25 protein-coding genes are annotated in these 22,125 nt (G+C 69.0%); 18 read left to right on the top strand and 7 right to left on the bottom strand.

Going from position 1 to position 22,125, the window contains the following annotated elements; translation table 11 throughout:
* Positions 1 to 87 precede the first annotated feature (87 nt).
* From EPO51_RS16045 to EPO51_RS16065, 5 genes are all read left to right on the top strand, one after another.
* Positions 88 to 318 (top strand): hypothetical protein, encoded by a 231-nt coding sequence (locus EPO51_RS16045; RefSeq protein ID WP_293352335.1) that lies wholly within the window; start codon positions 88 to 90, stop codon positions 316 to 318.
* A gap of 33 nt (positions 319 to 351) precedes the next feature.
* A complete protein-coding gene (locus EPO51_RS16050; RefSeq protein ID WP_293352337.1) occupies positions 352 to 780 on the top strand; it encodes a cupin domain-containing protein in 429 nt (142 codons plus the stop codon).
* A gap of 88 nt (positions 781 to 868) precedes the next feature.
* The gene (locus tag EPO51_RS16055) at positions 869 to 1,426 is read left to right on the top strand and encodes a sigma-70 family RNA polymerase sigma factor (RefSeq protein WP_293352339.1); all 558 of its coding nucleotides are present in this window, start codon (positions 869 to 871) and stop codon (positions 1,424 to 1,426) included.
* Positions 1,423 to 2,181 (top strand): anti-sigma factor, encoded by a 759-nt coding sequence (locus EPO51_RS16060; RefSeq protein ID WP_293352341.1) that lies wholly within the window; start codon positions 1,423 to 1,425, stop codon positions 2,179 to 2,181. Before EPO51_RS16055 ends, EPO51_RS16060 begins: the two co-directional genes overlap by 4 nt.
* Positions 2,182 to 2,254: 73 nt before the next feature.
* Complete coding sequence (locus EPO51_RS16065) at positions 2,255 to 2,722, top strand: YbjN domain-containing protein (protein WP_293352343.1); 468 nt, start codon at positions 2,255 to 2,257, stop codon at positions 2,720 to 2,722.
* Between the two features lie 7 nt (positions 2,723 to 2,729).
* On the opposite strand, the gene carA is transcribed toward EPO51_RS16065, so the two are convergent.
* Positions 2,730 to 3,896 carry a glutamine-hydrolyzing carbamoyl-phosphate synthase small subunit gene (gene carA / locus EPO51_RS16070; protein WP_293352345.1) on the bottom strand — a complete coding sequence of 389 codons (1,167 nt, stop codon included), beginning with the start codon at positions 3,894 to 3,896 and terminating at the stop codon, positions 2,730 to 2,732.
* Between the two features lie 77 nt (positions 3,897 to 3,973).
* On the opposite strand from carA, the gene EPO51_RS16075 reads away from it, so the two are divergent.
* The 3 genes from EPO51_RS16075 (at position 3,974) to aqpZ (ending at position 5,509) form a co-directional block, all read left to right on the top strand.
* Positions 3,974 to 4,408, top strand: a complete 435-nt coding sequence (locus tag EPO51_RS16075; protein ID WP_293352347.1) for a DUF1330 domain-containing protein — start codon at positions 3,974 to 3,976, stop codon at positions 4,406 to 4,408.
* Between the two features lie 62 nt (positions 4,409 to 4,470).
* Complete coding sequence (locus EPO51_RS16080; protein ID WP_293352349.1) at positions 4,471 to 4,716, top strand: DUF1272 domain-containing protein; 246 nt, start codon at positions 4,471 to 4,473, stop codon at positions 4,714 to 4,716.
* Positions 4,717 to 4,786: 70 nt separating this feature from the next.
* Entirely contained in the window at positions 4,787 to 5,509 is a 723-nt protein-coding gene (gene aqpZ / locus EPO51_RS16085) for an aquaporin Z (protein ID WP_293352351.1), read from the top strand.
* On the opposite strand, the gene EPO51_RS16090 is transcribed toward aqpZ, so the two are convergent.
* Positions 5,506 to 6,621 (bottom strand): response regulator, encoded by a 1,116-nt coding sequence (locus tag EPO51_RS16090; RefSeq protein WP_293352353.1) that lies wholly within the window; start codon positions 6,619 to 6,621, stop codon positions 5,506 to 5,508. The two genes, aqpZ and EPO51_RS16090, sit on opposite strands and share 4 nt — an antisense overlap.
* Positions 6,622 to 6,782: 161 nt before the next feature.
* On the opposite strand from EPO51_RS16090, the gene EPO51_RS16095 reads away from it, so the two are divergent.
* From EPO51_RS16095 to rpoD, 6 genes are all read left to right on the top strand, one after another.
* A complete protein-coding gene (locus tag EPO51_RS16095; protein WP_293352355.1) occupies positions 6,783 to 7,481 on the top strand; it encodes an HAD family hydrolase in 699 nt (232 codons plus the stop codon).
* 76 nt (positions 7,482 to 7,557) lie between these two features.
* The gene (locus EPO51_RS16100; RefSeq protein ID WP_293352357.1) at positions 7,558 to 7,950 is read left to right on the top strand and encodes a hypothetical protein; all 393 of its coding nucleotides are present in this window, start codon (positions 7,558 to 7,560) and stop codon (positions 7,948 to 7,950) included.
* A 3-nt stretch (positions 7,951 to 7,953) separates the two neighbouring features.
* Positions 7,954 to 8,499 (top strand): hypothetical protein, encoded by a 546-nt coding sequence (locus tag EPO51_RS16105; RefSeq protein ID WP_293352358.1) that lies wholly within the window; start codon positions 7,954 to 7,956, stop codon positions 8,497 to 8,499.
* Positions 8,500 to 8,509: 10 nt separating this feature from the next.
* Entirely contained in the window at positions 8,510 to 9,367 is an 858-nt protein-coding gene (sigJ, locus tag EPO51_RS16110) for an RNA polymerase sigma factor SigJ (RefSeq protein ID WP_293352360.1), read from the top strand.
* A gap of 304 nt (positions 9,368 to 9,671) precedes the next feature.
* Positions 9,672 to 11,582, top strand: coding sequence for a DNA primase (gene dnaG, locus EPO51_RS16115; protein WP_293352361.1), 1,911 nt, complete (start codon positions 9,672 to 9,674; stop codon positions 11,580 to 11,582).
* Positions 11,583 to 12,037: 455 nt separating this feature from the next.
* Positions 12,038 to 13,993, top strand: a complete 1,956-nt coding sequence (gene rpoD, locus EPO51_RS16120) for an RNA polymerase sigma factor RpoD (protein WP_293352363.1) — start codon at positions 12,038 to 12,040, stop codon at positions 13,991 to 13,993.
* A gap of 61 nt (positions 13,994 to 14,054) precedes the next feature.
* On the opposite strand, the gene EPO51_RS16125 is transcribed toward rpoD, so the two are convergent.
* Positions 14,055 to 15,176: an NF038122 family metalloprotease gene (locus EPO51_RS16125; protein WP_293352365.1), complete on the bottom strand. Its 1,122-nt coding sequence runs from the start codon at positions 15,174 to 15,176 to the stop codon at positions 14,055 to 14,057.
* Between the two features lie 272 nt (positions 15,177 to 15,448).
* On the opposite strand from EPO51_RS16125, the gene EPO51_RS16130 reads away from it, so the two are divergent.
* Positions 15,449 to 17,092 (top strand): M28 family metallopeptidase, encoded by a 1,644-nt coding sequence (locus EPO51_RS16130; RefSeq protein ID WP_293352367.1) that lies wholly within the window; start codon positions 15,449 to 15,451, stop codon positions 17,090 to 17,092.
* Between the two features lie 4 nt (positions 17,093 to 17,096).
* Here the strand turns inward: EPO51_RS16130 and EPO51_RS16135 are convergent, their stop codons facing one another.
* Positions 17,097 to 17,909, bottom strand: a complete 813-nt coding sequence (locus tag EPO51_RS16135) for an RMD1 family protein (protein WP_293352369.1) — start codon at positions 17,907 to 17,909, stop codon at positions 17,097 to 17,099.
* 28 nt (positions 17,910 to 17,937) lie between these two features.
* Positions 17,938 to 18,558 (bottom strand): TIGR02466 family protein, encoded by a 621-nt coding sequence (locus EPO51_RS16140; RefSeq protein WP_293352371.1) that lies wholly within the window; start codon positions 18,556 to 18,558, stop codon positions 17,938 to 17,940.
* Positions 18,559 to 18,693: 135 nt separating this feature from the next.
* Here EPO51_RS16140 and EPO51_RS16145 point away from each other — a divergent pair, with 135 nt between their 5' ends.
* Together EPO51_RS16145 and EPO51_RS16150 are read left to right on the top strand one after the other, a co-directional pair.
* Positions 18,694 to 19,566 (top strand): hypothetical protein, encoded by an 873-nt coding sequence (locus EPO51_RS16145; RefSeq protein ID WP_293352373.1) that lies wholly within the window; start codon positions 18,694 to 18,696, stop codon positions 19,564 to 19,566.
* A 78-nt stretch (positions 19,567 to 19,644) separates the two neighbouring features.
* Positions 19,645 to 20,097, top strand: a complete 453-nt coding sequence (locus EPO51_RS16150) for a DUF6152 family protein (protein WP_293352375.1) — start codon at positions 19,645 to 19,647, stop codon at positions 20,095 to 20,097.
* Positions 20,098 to 20,166: 69 nt separating this feature from the next.
* Here the strand turns inward: EPO51_RS16150 and EPO51_RS16155 are convergent, their stop codons facing one another.
* Complete coding sequence (locus EPO51_RS16155) at positions 20,167 to 20,394, bottom strand: flagellar basal body rod C-terminal domain-containing protein (protein ID WP_293352377.1); 228 nt, start codon at positions 20,392 to 20,394, stop codon at positions 20,167 to 20,169.
* Between the two features lie 122 nt (positions 20,395 to 20,516).
* Here EPO51_RS16155 and EPO51_RS16160 point away from each other — a divergent pair, with 122 nt between their 5' ends.
* On the top strand, positions 20,517 to 20,870 hold the full coding sequence (locus EPO51_RS16160; RefSeq protein ID WP_293352379.1) for a hypothetical protein: 354 nt from the start codon (positions 20,517 to 20,519) through the stop codon (positions 20,868 to 20,870).
* A 3-nt stretch (positions 20,871 to 20,873) separates the two neighbouring features.
* On the opposite strand, the gene EPO51_RS16165 is transcribed toward EPO51_RS16160, so the two are convergent.
* Positions 20,874 to 22,115, bottom strand: coding sequence for a serine hydrolase domain-containing protein (locus tag EPO51_RS16165; RefSeq protein ID WP_293352381.1), 1,242 nt, complete (start codon positions 22,113 to 22,115; stop codon positions 20,874 to 20,876).
* Between the last annotated feature and the right edge of the window lie 10 nt (positions 22,116 to 22,125).

The raw sequence follows: 22,125 nt of genomic DNA on the forward strand, positions 1-22,125 counted from the left end.
CTCAAGCGAATCACGCAACTAACCCCGGCCTGGGGCTCTATATTTGTGGGCGTCGATGTTCGGCGCTCCATGACATGCGGAGTCGCCATGAGCCTGCTCGACAGAATCCCGACCCTCAGCGACGACGAGGTCGTGAACCTGCTGGCCAACGCGCGGCGCCTCAGCGAACAGGGTGACGAGAAGCAGAAGGCGGCCGCCGCCGAGCTTCTGGAGCCGCTGCAGGCCGAGGCCGACCAGCGCAAGGAGGCGCGACTGGAGCGCGCCAAGGAAAAGCGCGCCGCCACGCGCAAGGCCACCACGAAGGCCGCCGCCGCCTAGCGCTTGGCTCACGGCCAAGGCAGGGTGGGGCCCATGCGATGCACCCTGCCGATCCCAGCCCTCGTCCTGCTCGCTTCCGCCGCGCTCGCCCCGCCCGCTGCGGCCCAGGTTCCGCCGCCGCCCGGCAAGCCGGTGACGATCGACGCCACGCTCTCGGGCCAGCCCATCCGCGCCCCGGAAGGCGCCTTGCGGGTCGTCATCACCCAGACGGTGATCCCCGCGGGCGGCCGCCTGCCGGTCCATAAACATCCTTACCCGCGGGTCGTGAACCTGCTGGCCGGGCGGCTGAAGATCACCAACCTCGACACGGGCGAGGCGCGTGAAGCCGTCGCCGGCGATTGGATGGTCGACGCCGTCGACCAGTGGCACGAGGCCCAGGTGATCGGCGACGAACCCGCGCGCCTGATGACCGTCGACCAGGCGCCTCCCGGCGCAACCGTCACGATTCCCCGCTTCCCTTGATACGGGAATGCTTGCGTCTTGCGGCGCAGCGAGGCAGCTTCGCCTTAATTCGTTCGCTGATCAAAGCGACACAACCATAGGGACTGCCTTGGCCGCCGCCGCGACGACAACCGACATCCTGACGCCGCTGATGGAACGCATCGCCGCGGGCGAGCGCGAGGCCCTGCGACAATTGTACCAGGCCACCTCCGCGAAGCTATTTGGCGTCTGCCTCCGTATCCTCTCCGACCGCGAGGAGAGTGAGGACGTTTTGCAGGACGTGTACGTCACCATATGGCGACGGGCTGACCGCTTCGACGGCGCCCGCGCGAGCGTGATGACCTGGGTATCGACGATCGCGCGGAACCGGGCGATCGACCGGCTGCGGGCGCGCGGGCCGATGGCCTACGCCGAGCAGGTGGACGACCTGGAAATCGCCGACGGGCAGGACAGCGCCGAGACGCTGCTGTCCGCGGCGGACGACCGGAACCGGCTGCACGGATGCATGTCGGAACTGGACGACCGCACCCAGTCGGTCATCCGGACGGCGTTTTTCGAGGGCGTCACTTACGAAGCCTTAGCCAAGCGCATGGATGCTCCGCTTGGCACCGTTAAGAGTTGGATCCGTCGGGGACTGGCGAAGCTGAAGGGGTGCCTCCAGTCATGAGCGAAGCCCCTGACCTGTCCGAAGACGAAGCCCTGGCCGCCGAACATGCGCTTGGCGTTCTGAATGCCCGCGAACGGGCCGAGGCCGAGACCCGCATGGCCCGCGAGCCGACCTTCGCCGCCGATGTAGAGGCCTGGCGCGCGCGCCTGGCGCCCATGCTTGAGAGCGTGGAGGCTGTCCCGGCCCCGGCCGGCCTGTGGCCGCGGATCGAGCGCCTGCTGCCGGCCAACGAATCCCGCGCGCCGGCCAACGACAACGGCGCGATCATGAACAGGCTGCGCTTCTGGCGGAACTCGGCCGTGGGCGGCTTCGCCCTGGCCGCGGCCAGCCTTGCGGGCGTCCTGGTGCAGGTGAACCAGCCGCCGGTGGTGGTGGAGCGCCAGATCCCGGTGCAGCCGCAGGGGCAACTGCTCAGCGCCAGCGTCGTCAGCCAGGAAGGCAGCCGCGTCCAGCCGCTGTTCACGGCCTCCTACGACCCCGACCGCAAGGCCCTGATCGTCACCTCGCTGCTGCCGGAAGGCTCCGACCGCGACAAGGTGCACGAGCTGTGGCTGATCGCCGGCCAGGACAATCCCAAGTCCCTGGGCCTGGTGGAGTCCGGCAAGGCCAAGGTCATCGCGCTGCCGACGGAAGTCATGGCTAAGATGGCCGAAGGCGCGGCCCTGGCCGTGTCGGTCGAACCGCCCGGCGGTTCCAAGAACCCCGACGGCCCGAGCGGCCCGGTGATCGGCGTCGGCAAGCTGTCGAAGCTGTAGGAACGGGCGCCGCCCTCCGCGAAGACGCGGGGCGCGGCGCCGTTCTCCGCGGGCCTATGTCCTGGGAGTCGTGATGAAGCGCATGTTGCTGGCGGCCGTCTCCGCGCTGGTCCTGGGCGTGGGCGCAGCCCAGGCGCGCCCGATCCCCGACGCGGGCCTCACGGTCGAAGAGGTGCTGGCCTTCATGAAGAGCGCCGGCTTCGACGCGAAGATCGCCAAGACCGACGCCGGCGAGCCCTACGTCGCCACCCAGAAGGACGGCGTCAATTTCAATATCGACCTCTACGACTGCGCGGACCGCCGCTGCCGCGCCGTGCAGTTCGTCGCCAGCTTCGACCTGAAGGACCCGCTGCCGGCCGCCAAGGCCAACGAGTGGAACCTCAAGAAGCGTTATGTCCGGGCCTATCTGGACGGCAGCGGCGATCCGATCTTCGCCTACGACGCCAACTTGGCGCCGGGCGGCAGCTACGAGGCGCTGGAGGACGACCTGGACGTCTTCGTCCAGTTCTTCCCCGAAATCCTCGAGCACATCGGCTGGTAGCTCCGGCCTACTTCGCCTTGTCCATAAGGCCGGCGAAGCGTTCGAACAGGTAGAGGCTGTCCGTGGGGCCGGGGGAGGCTTCGGGATGGTGCTGGATTGAGAAGACGGGGCGGTCCCTGAGGGCCAGGCCCGCGTTGGTGCCGTCGAACAGCGACACGTGGGTTTCCACCACCGGCTCCGGCAGGCTGTCGCGATCGACCGTGAAGCCGTGGTTCATCGAGACGATCTCGACCTTGCCGGTGGTCAGGTCCTTCACCGGGTGGTTCGCCCCGTGGTGGCCCTGGTCCATCTTCACGGTCTTGGCGCCCAGCGCCAGCGACAGCATCTGGTGGCCCAGGCAGATGCCGAACACCGGCTTGCCGCTGTCGACCAGCTTCTTGATCTCGGGCACCGCGTATTCGCCGGTGGCCGCGGGGTCGCCGGGGCCGTTGGACAGCAGCACGCCGTCGGGATTGCGCGCCAGGATCTCTTCCGCGGTGGTCTTCGCCGGCACGACCGTGACGTGGGCGCCCACCGAGGTGAGCGCGCGCAGGATGTTGCGCTTCACCCCGTAGTCGACGACCACCACCTCGTACTTGGGCTGGCCCGGCTTGGCGTAGCCGCCGTTCCAGTCCCACAGACCCTCGTCATAGGTGAAGGGCTGCAGGCACGAGGCGTCCTTGGCCAGGTCCAGGCCCTCCAGGCCCGACCACGCCTTGGCCTTGGCGACCAGGTCGTCCAGGTCGAACACGCCATCCGGGCTGTGGGCGATCATGGCGTGCGGCATGCCCTTCTCGCGGATGACGCGGGTGAGCGCCCGGGTGTCGACGCCGGCCAGGCCAATGACGCCGCGCCGGGTCATCCAGGTCTCCAGGTCGCTGTCGGCGCGCCAGTTGGCCGGCTTGGTCGGCAGGTCGCGGAAGATCGCGCCCCGGGCCGCCGTCTCGGCCGAGCCGGACATCTGCTCGATGTCCTCGATGTTCGTGCCGACATTGCCGATGTGGGGGAAGGTGAAGGCCACGATCTGGGCCATGTAGGAGGGGTCCGTCAGGATCTCCTGGTAGCCGGTCATGGCGGTGTTGAAGCACACCTCCCCCACGGCCTCACCCACCGCGCCGACGCCGACGCCCTGCAGGACGGTCCCGTCGGCCAGCACCAGAACGCCGGTGACGCCAGGCAGCAGATCACGCGACATAGTTGGGGCTCCTTGTGGGCAAACGGCGGCGTAGGTAGTGAGTCCCGGACGCGGGGTCAATGCGACGCGAGGGACCTATGGCCTATATCGATCCGGACCGCGAGGCCTGGGAGGTCTTCAAAGCCCTGCCGCGCGACCAGCCGATCCAGATGCTGAACCTGGTGAAGCTCAAGCCGCGGGCGGAATATCCCGAAGGTCACCCTGACCATGGCCGCGACCTTACCGGCCTGGACGCCTACCGCGCCTATGGCCGCACCACCGCCCACATCTTCACCCGCGTCGGCGGCAGGCAGGTCTGGGTGGGCAAGCCGCAGGTGATGGTGACCGGGCCGGGCGCCGAGGCGTGGGACATCGCCTTCATCGCCGAATATCCGAGCTCCGAGGCGTTCATCGCCATGGTCCGCGATCCCGAGTACCGCCAGCTCGTGGCGCACAGGACGGCCGGCGTGGCGGACTCGCGCCTGTTGCGCCTGGAGCCGGTGCGCGAGCCCGGCGACGGCTTCGGCGAATAGCTGGCTGGAAACGAGGGAAGTCTGGCATTCCAGCCGTTCGCGACGTGAGCTAGAGTCACGGCATGCTCGCCCTCCGACCCAACTGCGAATGCTGCGACCGTGACCTCGCGCCCGACAGCCGCGACGCCCGCATCTGCACCTTCGAGTGTACCTTCTGCGCCGACTGCGTGGACAACCGCCTGGGCGGCGTCTGCCCCAACTGCGGCGGCAACCTCGTGGAGCGGCCGATCCGGCCGGCCGACGCGCTGGCCCGCTTCCCCGCCTCGACCGAACGGGTCACCAAGGCGCACAAGGCCTGCGCCGCCTGACCGAGGGTGAACTTCACTTGACCTCCGGTTGAGTGCGGTCTCTGTTTCCACCGCGGACGCGGAGGGCGCGATGAGCCTGGTCAAGCGGTTGTCGGCGGAATTCCTCGGAACCTTGTGGCTGGTGCTGGGCGGCTGCGGCTCGGCCGTGCTGGCCGCCGCATTTCCCGACGTCGGCATCGGGTTGCTGGGCGTCTCCCTGGCCTTCGGGCTGACGGTCCTGACCATGGCCTATGCGATCGGCCACGTCTCCGGATGTCATCTCAATCCCGCGGTGTCGGTCGGGCTGCTGGTGGGCGGCCGGTTCCCCGCCAAGGACCTCCTGCCCTATGTGGCCGCCCAGGTGCTGGGCGGGATCGCCGGCGGCGGCATCCTCTATGTGATCGCCAGCGGCGCCCCGGGCTTCGACGTAGCGGCCGGCTTCGCGTCCAACGGCTACGGCGAGCACTCGCCCGGCCACTATGGCCTGCTGGCGGCGCTGGTCTGCGAGGTGGTGATGACCTTCGGCTTCCTGTTCGTGATCCTGGGCTCGACGCATGGCAGCGCGCCGAAGGGCTTCGCGCCGATCGCCATCGGCCTGTGCCTGACCCTGATCCACCTGATCAGCATCCCGGTGACCAACACCTCGGTGAACCCGGCGCGCAGCACGGGCGTGGCGGTCTTCGTCGGCGACTGGGCGATCGGCCAGCTGTGGCTGTTCTGGCTGGCCCCGATCGCCGGAGCGGCGCTGGCGGGCGTGGTCTATCGCTGGGTGGGCGGCCCCGAGCCCGAGCCGGTTCCCGTCACCGGCAGCTAGGCCGCGGCGGCCGCGAGCGCCGATTCCATGGCGGCGAACAGGACGTCCACGCGGATCGGCTTGCCGATGTGCCCGTCCGCGCCGGCGGCGGCGCTGGCGGCGCGATCGTCGGGGGAGGTATTGGCCGACAGCACGATGGCCGGAATGCGGGCGCGGCCCAGCGCCTCCTCCTCCGCCCGGATCGCCCGGATCGCGCTCAGGCCGTCGGTCACCGGCATCCGCAGATCCATCAGCACAGCATCGAAGCCGCCAGCCCGCCAGGCCTCGACCGCCTCGAAGCCGTTCTCCACCGTCACCACCTGGACGCCCGCGGCCTCCAGCATCAGTTCGATGACCTTGCGGTTGGTGGGGTTGTCGTCCGCCGCCAGGACCCGCAGCGGCCGGTCCGGCGCCACGTGGGCGCCTTCCTCAGGCGCGAGGTCCGCGTCGCCATAGTCCAGCAGGCCGCTGACCAGCCGGTCGAGCTGGCGGGCGGCGGCGCGGATGTCGGCGACCAGCCCGCGCTGCGTCGGGTCGAGCTTGGAGGCGTCGAGCGCCCGGGCCAGCCCCTCGACGCCGTTCAGCGGGGTGCGCAGTTCGTGGCTCATGTCGGCCAGGAACTCGGCCTTGGCCCGATGGGCGGCCTCGGCGTGGGCCAGGGCCTGTTCCAGCGCCTCGGCCTGGCGCTTCATCTCGGTGATGTCGACGCGCAGGCCGATGACGCCGCCGTCCGACGTGCGCCGCTCTTCGATCATCAGCCAGCGGCCGTCGGCTACCTGCTGCTCATGGCGCTGGCCGGTGGCGGTGGCGAGCTTGGCCTCCCGCTCGGCCAGCCAGGCTTCCTCGCGCCCGATGGCGTCGGGATAGTCGCCGCGCCGCACACCTTCGCGCAGGGTGTCGATCAGCCGGGCGCCCGGCCGGAACAGGTCGGCCGATCGGTGGTAGATCTCGGCGTAACGCCGGTTCCAGAGGATGTAGCGGCCCTCGGCGTCCAGGAAGACGACGCCCTCGGGAATCGCGTCGATGGCGTCGCGCAGCCGCGCCTCGGCGAGCTCGGCCTGGGCCCTCGCATCGGCGAGCGCCGCCGCGCCGGTCAGCCGCGCGAACCAACCCTTGAGCCCCCCTGACGCCATACGCACGATCCCCGACTCACCCGCCGAAAGCATGCGTCGCGCGGGTTACCGGAGGTTCGCAATCGCCGGGCGCGCGGGGGATTGACGCCCGGCGCCCAAGTCGAACGCATGAGGCGCCCGGCGATTGCGCAAGGCGGGGGCCGCGCCTTAAGGGAACCTCCATGCGCATCACCACGGTCGGCCTCGATGCCGACGACACGCTCTGGCACAACGAGACGATCTTCCGCCTGACCCAGGACCGGTTGCGCGAGATGCTGGCGGACTTCGCCGACCGCGACACCACCAACGCCAAGCTGGCCGAGGTGGAGAAGCGCAACCTGCGGCTCTACGGCTACGGCGTGAAGGGCTTCACGCTCTCGATGATCGAGACGGCGATGGAGCTGACGCAGGGCGAGCCGCCGGGGCGCCTGATCGCCGACATCCTGGCCGCGGGCCGCGAGATGCTGTCCGAGCCGGTGGAGCCGCTGCCGGGGGTCGACCACGCGCTGGCCGAACTGTCGGAGGCGGGGTACCGGCTGGTGCTGATCACCAAGGGCGACCTCCTGCACCAGGAGCAGAAGCTGGCCGCCTCGGGCCTGGGCGACCTGTTCGCCGCCGTGGAGATCGTCAGCGAGAAGGACGCCTCGACCTATTCGCGGGTGTTCGACCGCTACGGCAGCGGGGCGGCGGAGGCCGTGATGTGCGGCAACTCCATGCGCTCCGACATCCTGCCGGCGCTCGAGGCGGGTTGCTGGGGGGCCTACATCCCCTACCACATCACCTGGGCCCACGAGGTCGCCGAACCCCCCGGCGAGCATCCGCGGTTCGCCGAGTTGAAGAGCATCTCCGAGTTGCCGGCGTGGGTGGGTTCGCTGACCTGACGAGAGATTCCGCGGCGCCCATGTCACAGCCGCGCCCACCGCTCCGTCCTTGGCCTGAAACCGAGGGATTGGGCGCATGCGGAACTGGGATCGATATCTGGCCGGGCTGATGGCCCTGCTCTTCGCGGCGAACAGCGCAGCGATGCTGTTCGCGCCGCTGCCCTGGTACGACGCGGTTCCGGGCGTGCCGCAGACCGGGCCGTTCAACCCGCACTTTGTCCGCGACATCGGCGCCGTCTACCTGATGGGCGCGCTGGGCATGGCCTGGTTCGCCTGGCGGCCGGCGCAGGGGTGGGCGGCGATGGCCGCCACGGCCGCCTGGCTGACGATCCATGCGGCGATCCATGTGTACGACGCCACCTGCGGATCGACGCCGCTGGCTGACTTCAAGCGCGACTTCCTGGCCATCTACGTGTTCGCCGCGATCCCGCTGGCGCTGGCCCTCACCCGCAAGCCGAAAGGAGCCTGACCGATGCTGAAGATCCTCCTCTCCCGCTGGCTCGACAAGTTCGAGAAGACCTTCGACTACGACGCCAGCTACATGCGCCACGTGCTGCGGGCGAGCCCCGCCAGCCTGCTGAAATTCAGCCTCGGCAGCCAGGCGGCGGACCGCAAGGCCGCGCCGATGGAGGCGCTGTTCGCCGCCGGCCTGGTCGGCACGCTGTCGGAGGACTGTGGCCCCTGCGTGCAGGTGGGCGTGGACATCGCCACAGCGAACGGCATGGACCCAGCCATCATCCGGGCCGTCATCGCCGGCGATCTGGACGCCATGGGCGAGACCGCGAGCCTCGCCTACCGCTTCGCCCAGGCCAGCCTGGCTCGCGACATGGAAGCCTGCGACCCGCTGCGCGATGAGATCGTCCGCCGCTGGGGCGACAAGGGGCTGGTCGCCATCGGCCTGATGCTCACCCAGGCGCGGATGTACCCCACGCTGAAGTACGCCCTGGGCTACGGCAAGGCGTGCTCGCGGGTGAAGGTGGGCGGCGAGACCGTCGCCCCGCTCCGGCTGGCGGCGTAGGATCGCGGTGATGGATGCGAGCCTCACCGACGCCTTCGAGGTCAATCGCCAGCGGCTGAAGCGGCTGGCCTACCGCATGCTGGGCTCGGTCTCGGAGGCCGAGGACGCGGTCCAGGACGCCTGGATCCGCTGGCAGCGGGCGGGAGAGGGCGTCACCGACCCCGCCGCCTGGCTCGTCCGCGCCACCACCCGCCTCTGCATCGACCGCCTGCGCGCCGCCAAGGCCGAGCGCGCGGCGTACAGGGGCCCGTGGCTCCCGGAGCCGCTGATCGAGCCCTTGACCGACGATCCCGTGGAGAAGGCGGAGGAGGTCTCGGTGGCCTTCCTGCTGGCTCTGGAGCGCCTGTCGCCACTGGAGCGTGCCGTATTCCTGCTGCACGACGTGTTCGACCAGGACTACGCCGAGGTCGCCGGCACGCTGGAGCGCACGGAACCGGCGATCCGCCAGCTCGCCGCCCGCGCCCGCCAGCACGTCCAGGACGCCCGTCCGCGGTTCTCGGTGGACCACGACCGGATGATGCAACTCGCCGCTGCGTTCATGACCGCGTCGCGGACCGCCGACACCAAGTCGCTGACCGAGCTGCTGGCCGAGGACGCCATCATGGTGTCGGACGGCGGCGGCAAGCGCACGGCGGCCCTCCGGGTCATGGTCGGACGCGAAGACATCATCCGGCTGCTGGAGCGCCTGCGCTGGCGCCATGGCCCGCAATGGGTGGGCGACATCGTGGCGGTGCGGGTGAACGGCTATCCGGGGTTCCTGATCCAGCTGGAGGATGGCCCGGCCACCTTCGCCTTCGAGCCCGGCGAGGACGGGAAGATCGCCGCGGTTTATGCGGTGCGCAATCCGGACAAGCTCACGCACATCTAGTTGTCCTCGCCCCCCGCGAAGCGAGAGGGGAGAGGGTAGGGTGAGGGGCGGCTGGGCCTCGAAGCTCCCCCGTGGGTCCCGCGAGGATCAGTGGCGCCGACACTGGGTCATCGCTGGACCATTGGCGCGAACCGGTCTCACGAGCCGCCCCTCACCCTACCCTCTCCCCTCGCACTTCGTGTCGGGGGAGAGGAGGCGTCCGTTTCTGACGCCGAATCTATCCACAATGCTCCTCGGTTGTTCCCGCGATTCACAGGCGGCGGGGGGTGCGTCTTGAGCCGCCCGGACCGCAGGTGCAGGTGCAATGGTCGGGCGATTTGACGAGCGGTTTCTGGAGGAGGTGAAGTCCCGGCTGCGGCCGTCGGACGTCATCGGCCGGACCGTGAAGCTGCGCAAGCAGGGCCGCGAGTACGTAGGCCTGTCGCCGTTCAACAAGGAAAAGACGCCCTCGTTCTACGTGAACGACGACAAGGGCCAGTTCTTCGACTTCTCGTCGGGCAAGACCGGCGACCTGATCACCTTCCTGCAGGAGACCGAGCGGCTCACCTTCGCGGAGGCCGTGGAGCGGCTGGCGGCCGAGGCGGGGGTTCCGCTGCCGGCGCTGGATCCGCGGGGGCAGGAGCAGGACAAGAAGCGCCACGGCCTGGGCGAGTGGCTGGAGATGGCCGCCCAGTGGTTCGAGGGCGAACTGCGCCGGCCGTCCGGCCGCGACGCGCGGGCCTATCTGGAGAAGCGCGGCCTGCCCGAGAGCGAGTGGTCGCGGTTTCGGCTGGGCTTCTCGCCGGGCGGGCGCACGGCGCTGAAGGACTACCTGGTCACCAAGGGCGCGCGGCCGCCCGAGCTGATCGAGGCCGGCCTGCTGATCGCGCCCGAGGACGGCGGGGCGGCCTACGACCGGTTCCGCGACCGGATCATCTTCCCGATCCTGGACGTGCGAGGCCGGGTGGTCTCGTTCGGCGGCCGGGCGATGGACCCGCAGGCCCGCGCCAAGTACCTGAACGGCCCCGAGACGGTGGTCTTCCACAAGGGCCACCAGCTCTACGGCCTGTCCGAGGCGCGCAAGATCATCGCCGCCGCGCCGGCCGGCGAGGAGCCGCCGCTGGTGGTGGTGGAAGGCTATATGGACGTGATCGCCTGTCAGCGCGCGGGCGTGCCGGCGGTGGCGGCCATGGGCACGGCGCTGGGCGAGGACCAGATGGAGGTGCTGTGGCGCCACCACCCGGAGCCCACCCTGTGCTTCGACGGCGACCGGGCCGGACGGCAGGCGGCGGGGCGGGCCATCGACCGGGCGCTGCCGCTGCTGAAGCCGGGTAAGAGCTTCCGCTTTGCGCTCGTCGAGGGCGGCAAGGACCCGGACGACGTCCTGCGGGAACAGGGGCCGGCGGTGTTGAAGGCCCAGCTCTCAAAGACCACGCCGTTCGCCGAGGCCCTGTTCCTGCGCGAGAAGGACCTGGAAGACCTCGACACCCCCGAACGCAAGACCGCGCTGAAGGTGCGGCTGCGCAAGCTGGCCGCCACCATCGCCGACCCGGATCTGGCCCAGGCCTACAAGGAGGACCTGCTCGCCCGCTTCGAGGGCCTGTGGCCGACCCGCCAACCGGTCTACACGGTGGGCGCGGCGGGCCGGGAGCTGTCGCGGGCCCGCTGGGACAAGCGCAAGGCGCCGCTGGCCGGCGCCCATGTGGAGACCAAGGACGCCATGGAGCGCCTGCGCGGCGCGCCGCGGGCCCTGTCGGCGGCGTTGGCCGTGGCGGCGGTGCGCGATCCGGGGGTGATCGACGACGCCATCGAGCGCGTCGGGTCGCACGGCTTCGGCGACGAGAAGCTGGACGGCCTGGCCCAGGAGCTGGTCAGCCTGCGCTACGAGGCCGAGCACCTGGAGATGGACGCCTCGCTGCGCCGGTTGCAGGCCAAGGGCTTCACGCCCGCCGACTTCGTGCGGCTGCAGAAGGAGGCCGAGCGGGCGGGCGTCAGCGCGCCGTTCCTGAAGGAAACCGGCGAGCGGGCGCGCCAGCTCTGGCGCCAGGCCTTCGATCTCCTGATGCAGCTGGAGTCGCTGGAGCGCGCCGTGAGCGCCGCGGCCCAGGACCTCTCCCGCGACCAGGACGTCACCGCGCTGAACAGCCTGAAGGCTGAGCGCGACCAACTGCGCAAGCTGCTGAAGAGCGATTGGGCCAACGGCGAAGAGGGCGGTGCGGTGGTCCTGCCGCATTGACGGTCGGACTATCGACGCAAGCGGTCGCCACCCTGCGGCGAAACGTCCGGTGCGCATTCCCCTGTGGATGGCGGTGTCTTGACACTGCGCGTGTCACGCGCCATCTGCCGTCCTGCGCATTTAGCGCGTGACGATAGACATCGATGGGCCGTTGCGAACACGGACGCGCCCCCCACGCGGATGATGATGTCTCCCTCGGTTGCGCGGAAATCGCAGTGGTCGCGCCGTTCCGCGGTCGACGCCACAGGGCGCTGCGAAGGGAAACTTTCGTGGTGGTTGTCCTATGGCGGCGTCTGACTTGGCCGGGCCGGCGTATCCACTGGCGCATTCGAGAAAGACGGGAACGATTTCGGCGGACTGCGGGTCGTATTGACGCGACCTCTCGATCCTGGGCCGCCGCCCACCATTTTCGGCCCGTCCCTTGCATGGGACGGCAGCCGATGTCGGAGATTTAGATGAGCGCAAACACGGCCGAAGCCGATACGCCAGAGACCACAGCCGGCGACGGTCCGCTGCTCGACCTGACGGATGCGGCGGTCAAGAAGTTCATCAAGCAGGCTAAGACCCGCGGCTACGTCACGATGGACGAGCTGAACAAGGTCCTGCCCTCCGAGGAAGTCACCTCGGAACAGATCGAAGACACCCTCGCCATGCTGAGCGAGATGGGCGTCAACGTCGTGGAATCCGAGGACGACGCCGAGGGCGGCGAGGTCGCGGTCCGCGAGGAGTCCGCCGTCGTCGAGACGACGAAGGAGCCGGCCTACGACCGTACGGACGACCCGGTGCGGATGTACCTGCGCGAGATGGGCTCGGTCGAGCTGCTGTCCCGCGAGGGCGAAATCGCCATCGCCAAGCGCATCGAGGCCGGCCGCGACACGATGATCCGCGGCCTGTGCGAGAGCGCGCTGACCTTCGAAGCCATCATGGTGTGGCGCGAGGAGCTGGAAGGCGGCCGCATCCTGCTGCGCGAGGTGATCGACCTCGAACAGACCTACGGCGGCATGAACGCCGCCGCAGCCGAGGAACTGGCCGCCAACGCGCCGCCGCCGGCCGAGGTCGAGGAAGAGGCGCCCGAGGTCAACGAGGACGGCGAGGCCGTCGCCAAGGGCGAAAGCGACGACGACGACGAATTCGACGACGGCGCCGGCCCGACCATCAGCGCGATGGAGGCCGAACTGCGCGAAGGGGTCATGGCGACCCTGGACGCCATCGCCGGCGAGTTCGAAGCCTTCCGCCTCCTGCAGGAGAAGTTGGTCGCCCAGCGCCTGAAAGGCGAGGACCTGGCCGACAAGGACCGCGCCGCCTACCAGACGGCCGCCGGCGCCATCGTCCAGCACCTCAAGACCCTGAAGCTGAACAACAACCGCATCGAGGCGCTGGTCGAGCAGCTCTATGCGATCAACAAGCGCCTGATGGTCCTGGAAGGCCGCCTGCTTCGGCTGGCCGACAGCTACGGCATCAGCCGGGTGGAATTCCTCAAGGCCTACTTCGGCCAGGAGATGCGCCCGGACTGGGGCGACCAGGTGAAGGCCCTGGGCGTCCGCTGGACCAAGTTCGCCGAGAACGACGCCGGCCAGATCGGGGACATCCGCAACGAGATCGCGGCCCTGGCCCAGGAAACGGGCGTGCCGATCGACGACTATCGCCGCATCGTCCAGACCGTGCAGAAGGGCGAGCGCGAGGCCCGTCAGGCGAAGAAGGAAATGGTCGAGGCCAACCTGCGCCTCGTGATCTCCATCGCCAAGAAGTACACCAACCGCGGCCTGCAGTTCCTGGACCTGATCCAGGAGGGCAACATCGGCCTGATGAAGGCGGTGGACAAGTTCGAGTACCGCCGCGGCTACAAGTTCTCGACCTACGCGACCTGGTGGATCCGCCAGGCGATCACCCGCTCGATCGCCGACCAGGCGCGGACCATCCGCATCCCGGTGCATATGATCGAGACGATCAACAAGATCGTCCGCACCAGCCGCCAGATGCTGCACGAGATCGGCCGCGAACCGACCCCCGAGGAGTTGGCCGAGAAGCTGGCCATGCCGCTGGAGAAGGTGCGCAAGGTCCTGAAGATCGCCAAGGAGCCGATCAGCCTCGAGACGCCGATCGGCGACGAGGAAGACAGCCACCTGGGCGACTTCATCGAGGACAAGAACGCGATCCTGCCGATCGACGCGGCCATCCAGTCGAACCTGCGGGAAACCACCACCCGCGTGCTGGCCTCGCTGACGCCGCGGGAAGAACGCGTGCTGCGCATGCGCTTCGGCATCGGCATGAACACCGACCACACCCTCGAAGAGGTCGGTCAGCAGTTCTCGGTCACCCGCGAACGGATCCGCCAGATCGAGGCCAAGGCGCTCCGCAAGCTGAAGCACCCCTCGCGGTCGCGGAAGCTGCGCAGCTTCCTCGACAGCTAGGCGCCAAAGCCCAGGACGAAAGAAGCGCCGCCGGTTCGAAGCCGGTGGCGCTTCCTTTTTCTCAGCCGGGGGTCGGCGCGAGCCGGCGGCGGCGGACCATCTGGCCCGTCAGGCCGAAGCCCAGGATCATCAGCGCCCAAGTCCCAGGCTCGGGCACCTCGGCTAGGAACTTGTCGTACATCTGGGCCGTCGTGAAGTCGTAGGCGTTGTTGTCGGCCAGGACGTCGAAGTTGATGTTCCAGCCGATGGCGTCGAACAGCGCCAGGTCGAGGCCCGTCACGGAGTCCACCAACCGGCTGCAGATGTACGGGTTCATGATGCCGCGGAAATCGACGCAAGGCTGACTGGCGTCGTTCGGCGGGAGCCAGTGCGACGCCTGCCATCCGTTGCCGTAGTCGGTCCCCGTCGAGAAGTAGCCGTCGAACAGCGCGGTCTGGCCGCCGTCGATGGAGAAATACGACGACGTCCCAATGCTCCAGTCCAGCTTGTCGGCGTCGCTGTAGCGGAACATGTCCGCGCCATAGCCCCACCAGTACGGATCGACCGGATCGTCCGTGCCCGCGACGAAGTCGAAGTCGTCGACGCCGCTGATAAAGCCCAGGGCGTGGCCGATCTCATGCACCGCGACGCCGATGAAGTCGTACTTGCCGGTGGCGATGCCGTCGGTCGGATCGAAGTCGAAGGCGAAGTCGCTGGAGAACTGGATCTCCGCGTCGGCGCCGGGATTGATGTCGAAGCCGAGGGCCAGGACATTGGCTGTCGACAGCGCGATCGTGCTGCTGATCTCGGAGCCGTCGGTGGGCGCCAGGCGCGTCGAGAACGGGTCCACGCCGCCGCCGGGGACCGTCTCGCCCGGCACGGTCACCTGCACGCTTCCCGCCGCGTTGGTAGGCGACAGGTTGGAGACGGCGATCGCGTCCAGGGCGCTGTTACCGCTGGCGCCCAGGAGGTCGTAGTAGAGGTCGATCGGCACGTAGGTGGCGAGGGCGCTGCTGGTTCCGCCCAGGATCCCCGAGCCCAGGCTGCTGAAGCCGACGTTCAGGTCGACGGTGCCGGAGTTCGTCAGAACCGATTCCCAATACTTGGCCGCGATGCGGAAGCCCTTCTCCGCCTGCGAGCCCGTGACGCCACCGATGTCGTTCAGGGCGATCGTGAGGGCCGCCGCGGGTGTCGCGGAGGTCACGGCCCCCACGGCAAGCGTTCCCAACAGTAAATACTTTAGTCCGGAAGCCGACATTCGTTACCCCACTGCTGAGTCTTCGCCGCCGGCCCCCGACAACAACCCCGGTGAAGACTTGCCTCAGACTGGTAATGGTAAATTGCAACCGTCAAGGGTGTCGTCACACTAAATACGATAGTGAAGCTTGTTTGCCTCGCGGGCGACAGGGCATGGATGTGGCGGCTGGCCCCTCGGTGCGCGCTTGCGCTAGAGAGAAGGCGAACCGGGGAATCTTCATGAACCTGTCAAAAGTCGCGGCCGGCGTTTCGGCCGCCATGCTGCTCGTGGGTTCGGCCCAAGCCCAGTCGGCCGCCGAATCGCAGGCGTCGGCCGAGCGCGTGCGCGCGCACGTCGCCTTCCTCGCCTCGGATCTGCTGCAGGGCCGCGAGGCCGGCTCGCCCGGCTATGACATCGCCGCCAACTACGTCGCCTCGCAGTTCGCCCAGCTGGGCCTGAAGCCCGCCGGCGCGAACGGCGGCTATTTCCAGCCGGTGCCGCTGCTGGCGGTCCGGCCGGCCGACGAGGGCCGCTTCATGCTGCGCGGCAAGGACGGCGCGGAGGTCCCGCTGGTGTTCGGCGAGGACGTCATGCCGGGCCAGCCCCACGGTCCGGCCGAGCGTAAGGTCGCCGCCCCGCTGGTGTTCGTGGGCTTCGGCGTTGTGGCCCCCGAGCATAGGCGTGACGACTACAAGGGCCTGGACGTGAAGGGGAAGATCGTCGTGGTCCTGCAGGGGGCGCCGGCAAGCTTCCAGACCGAGGAGCGGGCCTACTACGCCAACGGCCGCACCAAGCGCGCCCAGGCTGCGGCGCATGGCGCCGTCGGGGTGGTCTCGCTTTACCTGCCGGGGGACGAGAAGCGCCGGCCGTTCGCCAACGGCAAGCGCACCTGGCAGAGCTGGGCGATGACCTGGCGCAAGCCGGACGGCTCGCCCAACGACGTGGCGCTCGACACGCCGCAGCTGGCCACCGTCAGCATCGCCGGCGCGGCCAAGCTTTTCGCGGGCGCGAAGAAGACCTACGCCGAGGTGGCCGAGGCCGCCGAGAAGCCGAAGGGCGACCCGCCGCGCTTCCCCCTGGCCACGAGGCTGGACGCGACGCTGCACACCGAGTCCAAGACCTTGGAGAGCGCCAACGTCGCCGCGCTGATCGAGGGCTCCGACCCGAAGCTGAAGGGCGAGGTGGTGGTGCTGTCCGCCCACCTGGACCACATCGGCGTCACCCCGCCGGTCAAGGAAGACGGCATCAACAACGGCGCGCTGGACAACGCCGGCGGCATCGCCACCACCCTGGAGGTGGCGCGTGCGTTCCAGGTGTCCGGCAAGGCGCCGCGCCGTTCGGTGCTGTTCCTGGCGGTGACCGGCGAGGAGAAGGGTCTGCTGGGTGCGGAGTACTTCGCCCGTAACCCGACCATGTCGCTGTCGTCGCTGGTGGCCAATGTGAACCTGGACATGCCGATCCTCACCTACGACTTCCTGGATGTCGTGGCGTTCGGCGCCGAGCGCTCCAGCCTGGCCGCCGCGGTGCGGAAGGCTGCGGCGCGCGAGGGTGTGGCCTTGTCCGCCGACCCGATGCCGGAGGAGGGGCTGTTCACCCGTTCGGACCACTTCCGGTTCGTGGAAGTGGGCGTGCCGTCGACCTTCCTGATGACGGGCTTCCAGAACGGCGGCGAGGCCAAGTTCCGCGGCTTCCTCGCGGGCTGCTACCACAGGCCGTGCGACGACCTCTCCCAGGGCATCGACTATGCGGCCGGCGCCAAGTTCGCCCGCATCAACTACGAGATCGCCCGCGAGATCGCCGACGCCGACGCCCGGCCGCTCTGGAACAAGGGCGACTTCTTCGCGACGAAGTTCGCGGCTCCCCAGGTGATCGCCGACCACTGAGACCTCAGTGCAGGCCCCGGGCCATCTGGTACAGGGTCAGCACGATCTCGAAGACGATCAGGACGACGATCGCGGCCTCGAGGCGCAGCGATCGCTCGGTGTCGATGAGGTCGGTCATCAGCCGTGCCGTCTGCCCGATCACGCCCAGCTTGTGGTTCAGCACCTTGGCGCGCTCGTCCAGCTCGAACTCGTTCTCGAGGCGGGCATAGAGCCGTTCGAGGTCGGGCCGGTCCCACAACAGGTCGGGCTTGTCGCCCGCCGCCACGCGGCCGCTGACGCGGTGCTCGACCAGGAGGGCCTGGCCGATCAACCGGATGACGTTGCGACGCGCGCCGTGGCGGCGGCCGGTGCGCGCCAGGTCGATGGCCCACGGCTCGATGGTCTCCAGCACGTCCGCCACCTGGCGCTCATGGTGCGCCAGGACGGCGCTGGCCGCGATGGCGTGCGCCACTATGATCAGCCGCGACGGCGAGCGGTCGGCGATCCTCACCAGGCCGTTGGGATCGACCCGCTCGTCGCCGTCGGCGGGGGCCAGGACCGCGGTCTCTTCCTCTCGCTTCTCGAAAGCGGAACTCACCCTGGGCGCGATCAGCCGAAGGACCTCGTCCTCCGCCAGGGTGTCCAGCCCGATCAGCACGACCACGCCATAGCGGAAGACGACGGCAACGCCCTGCTCGCCGACCCGGAAGGCCAGGGGAACCGTCGAGAGCGCGTCGCGGCGCTCCAGGCCGACCGTGTCGATCCGCTCGCCCAGCATCACGGCGCGGGCGGTCAGGGGCGCGAACGAACTCTCGGATTGCGGCTGTGTGTCGGCCATCGAGCCTAAGGGAACACGTCGCGCGGTGTCAGCGCCAGCCGTAGTTGAAGCTGACGCTGACGCGCGGGGTCTTCGCCTTGTTGGCCGGGACCTCGTGGCGGAGCCAACTCTCCCACATGTAGACCGTGCCGGGCGCGGGCTGCAGGTAGACGAAAGCCTGGGCCGTCTCCGGTGCGTCCGACACGCGCGGCGGCGCGGCCATCATCAGCGGCAGGCGGGGGTCCTCCAGCTTGAGCGCGCTCGCCCCGGGCGGCGTCGCGACGTAGACGGTGCCGGAGATCACGCTGTGCGGATGGATGTGGCCGGAGTGCGCCGCGCCCGGCTTCAGGATGTTCACCCAAAGGCTGTCCAGGCGCAGCTTGCCGCCGCGCAGGTCCAGGGACAGATCCGCGGCGAAGGTCTTGGCGTGGCGGTCCAGCAGGGTCTTCAGCTCGCCGAAGACGCTCATCCGCTGGGGCAAGTCATCCAGCGAGGCGTAAGAGGTGTAGCCGCCGTAGCCGTGCTCCCGGCACCAGGCGCGGCCGGCCTGGTCCTCCGCGGCCAGCATCTGGCAGGCTTCCAAAATCTCGTGGTTGAAATTTTCGAAGCTGCGGTTTGTTGTAAGGGTCGCTTCATAGATCGGGGTGACGAATAGTGGGCGCAGCGTCATGGTAGGCGGCTTAGCGCAGGCCACCGGTTTTTCAAAACGCAGCGTCGGCTGGCGCAGCGTGTGAACGTTGTTTAGGTTTGACGGCAACTGAGACCCGGTCCTTGAGTCCGGGCCAGACATTGGGGGAACGAGACCATGATCAAGTTCGTGGCGGCGCTGGCGGTTGTCGGTCTCGCGGTGACCGCGCCGGCGATGGCGCAGGCCCAGGCGAAGTCCAAGGCGGCGGCCGCCTACAAGGCCCCGCGTGGCCCGGACGGCAAGCACCCCGACCTGAACGGCGTCTGGCAGGTGATGAACTCCGCGGGCTGGGACATCGAGCCCCATGCCGCGCGCGCGGCCCTGCAGCTGCGCCCAGGCCCGTTCGTGCCGGTGCCGGCGAAGTCGGTCTTGGCGCTGGGCGCGGTGGGCGCGGTCCCCGCTGGCCTCGGCATCGTGGAAGGCGGCGAGATCCCCTACACGGCCGACGCCAAGAAGCAGCGCGACGCGAACCGGGCCAACTACACCGACCTGAACAGCGGCGACCCCGAGGTGAAGTGCTACCTGCCGGGCGTCCCGCGCGCCAACTACATGCACCTGCCGTTCCAGATCTTCCAATCCGAGAAGTCGATGATCATCGCCTACGAATACGCGGGCGCGGTCCGGAACATCCTGTTCACCGATCCCGGTCCGGCTCCCGTCGACAGCTGGATGGGCCAGTCGGTGGCGAAGTGGGAGGGCGACAGCCTGGTGGTCACGGTCTCCGGCATGAACGACCGCACCTGGTTCGACCGGGCCGGCAACTTCCACTCCGACCAGATGACGGTGGTGGAACGCTGGACCCCGACGGGTCCGACGACGATCCGCTACGAGGCGACGATCACCGATCCGAACACCTTCACCAAGCCCTGGAAGATGAGCTTCAATCTCTACAAGCGGCAGGGCGAGGACGCGCGGCTGAACCAGTTCAAGTGCGTCGAGTTCGTCGAGGAACTGATGTACGGCGACCTGCGCAAGGAACCGCTGAAGTAAGAAGCCTTGAGCTAGATTTGGGGTCGGCAAACCCGATCTTCGAGGGATAAGGTCTGCATCCGGCGTTGGAGGCGCGAGATGAACAAGAAGAAGCTGATCATTGCGGGGGTCATCGGTGCGGCGCTCAGCGTCGCCGCCGCCGGCGGCGCGGCCTGGGCGCACCACGCGTTCGCCGCGGAATTCGACGGCAAGGCGCCCGTCCTGCTGCGGGGCAAGGTGACCCGCGTGGAGTGGATCAACCCGCACGCCTGGGTCCACATCAACAACGTCAACAAGGACGGCACGACCACGGCCTGGATGGTGGAGGGCGGCACGCCCAACACCCTGCTGCGCTCGGGCATCGACCGCAATTCGCTGAAGGCCGGGACCGAAATCATCGTCCGCGGCTACCAGTCCAAGGACAAGCTCTGCCGCCCGGCCTGCAAGGCCAACGGCCGTGACGTGACCTTCCCGGACGGCAAGAAGCTGTTCATGGGCTCGTCCGGCACCGGCGCGCCGGCCGACGGCGCGGATCCGGGCGAAAAGAAGTAGTTCCAGCGCGAGCCGGATACGGAAAGGGGAGCCGCGAGGCTCCCCTTTTTCGTTCCGGGCCTGATCCGCTCAGCGCGTCTGCAGCTGGAGCAGCGAGTCCCACATGTCCTGAGCGAACTTGATCACCTGGATGTTCGCGGAGAAGGCGGTCTTGGCCTGGACCATGTCGACGGTCTCCTTCGCCAGGTCGACATCCGGCTCGCCTTCGACCCCCATGGTGGCGACGTTGACGGCCGAGGCCTCGAAGCGGCGCGAGGCCGCCATCAGGCCGTAGCGGGCGGTGGAGATCGGGTCCATGCGGGAGAGCCTGCGCTCAAGCTCGTTAATCCCGCCCTCAGGAACGTAGTGAACAAGACCGAAAGCCGCGCGACGCAAGCCGGCCCGGGCGCGCTATGCTGATGCGATCGAAGGAGGCCCCGATGCGCATGCTCTTCATCCTGGCTCCGCTGGCGCTGGCGCTGGCCGGCGGCGCCAGCGCCCAGCCGATCGGCGAGAACCCGCCGACCCGGACGATCCAGTGCATCGATGTCGGCGGCCAGTCGATCCCGCCCCTCTGCCGGGTCCCGGCCAGCCGCCTGGACCCGCGTGAGGATATCTGCACCTGCCCCGCGGGCGGGCAGCGGGTGGAGGTGGCCGTCTGCGCCAAGGGCCAGACGCCGCCGCCGGAAGGCAAGGCGCTGAACATCGCCCGCCGCCAGGCGTTGCACGACGGCAGCCTGTTGGGCGACACTGTGGCCGGCCGGCCGATCTGCGTGGCGCCGCGGACGCCGTAGTCTCTATCCCAGCGCGGCGTAGACCATCTTCTGGAACATGGGGCAGCCGATGCGGCCGGTGGGGCGCTGGCCCTGCATGGCGGTGACCGCCTCCGGCCCCAGCGGCATGGAATCCTGGATCAGGTAGATCAGGATGACGTCGTTCACCGGGTCGGCCTGCCACCAGGTGCCGAAGGCGCCCGGCCAGCCGAACGAGCCCTCGCCGCCGGCGCCCATCCATTGGTGCTTCTCGGCGTCCATCACCACCGACGCGCCCAGGCCGAAGCCCTGGGATAGCCAGAAGGGCATGCCCAGGAAGGTGTGGCCCCGCTGTTCGTCGGTCAGCCGGTTGGAGACCATCAGGTCGATGGTCTCGGGCTTGACCAGCCGCACGCCGTCGACCTCGCCGCGGCCCAGCATGAGCCGGGCGAACTTCAGGTAGTCGTCGGCCGTAGAGACCAGGCCGCCGCCGCCGCCTTCGAAGGCCGCCGGCGTCTCGGGATCGGACCACGAGACGTCCTTCAGGCCGCCCTCGGGCAAGGCCTGGTAGAGCTTGGCGAGCCGGCCGCGCTTCTCGTGCGGCGTCCAGAAGCCGGTGTCGTTCATGCCGAGCGGATCGAAGATGCGTTCCTTCAGCACCTGGCCGATCGGCTTGCCCTCGATGCGCGCCACCAGGAAGCCCAGCACGTCGGTGGCGTGGCTGTAGTGGAAGCGCTCGCCGGGCTGGTAGCTCAGCGGCAGCGCCCCCAGCCGGGTCATCCACTCGTCGGGCGCATGGGGGTTGGCCAGCGCCGAGCCCAGCTTCTCTTCGTGGGCGTGCGCGATCGGCCCCATCGAGGTGAAGCCATAGGCCAGGCCCGAGCGATGGGTCATCAGGTCCTCGACCGTGATGTCCCGCACGGCGGGGACCGTGGCGTCCAGCGGGCCGTCGGCCGCCTTCAACACCTGCATGTCCTTCAGTTCCGGCAGCCATCTGGTGACCGGATCGTCCAGCTTCAGCTTGCCTTCCTCGACCAGCATCAGGGCGGCGAGCGTGGTCACCGGCTTGGTCATGGAGGCGATGCGGAAGAGGGTGTCCCGTTCCATCGGCAGGCCGGCGGCGATATCGCGCTGGCCGATGGTGTCGACCTGCACCACCTCGCCGCGCCGCCAGATCAGCGTCACGACGCCCGCGAGGGCCTGTTGATCCACCAGGCCCTTCAGCGCCGGAGCGATTCCCGCCAGCATGTCGCGATTGAAGCCCGCCGGAGCCTGAGCACCATCCATGGTCGCCTCC

The organism is Phenylobacterium sp. (genome assembly GCF_004297125.1).
GTDB lineage: Bacteria > Pseudomonadota > Alphaproteobacteria > Caulobacterales > Caulobacteraceae > Phenylobacterium.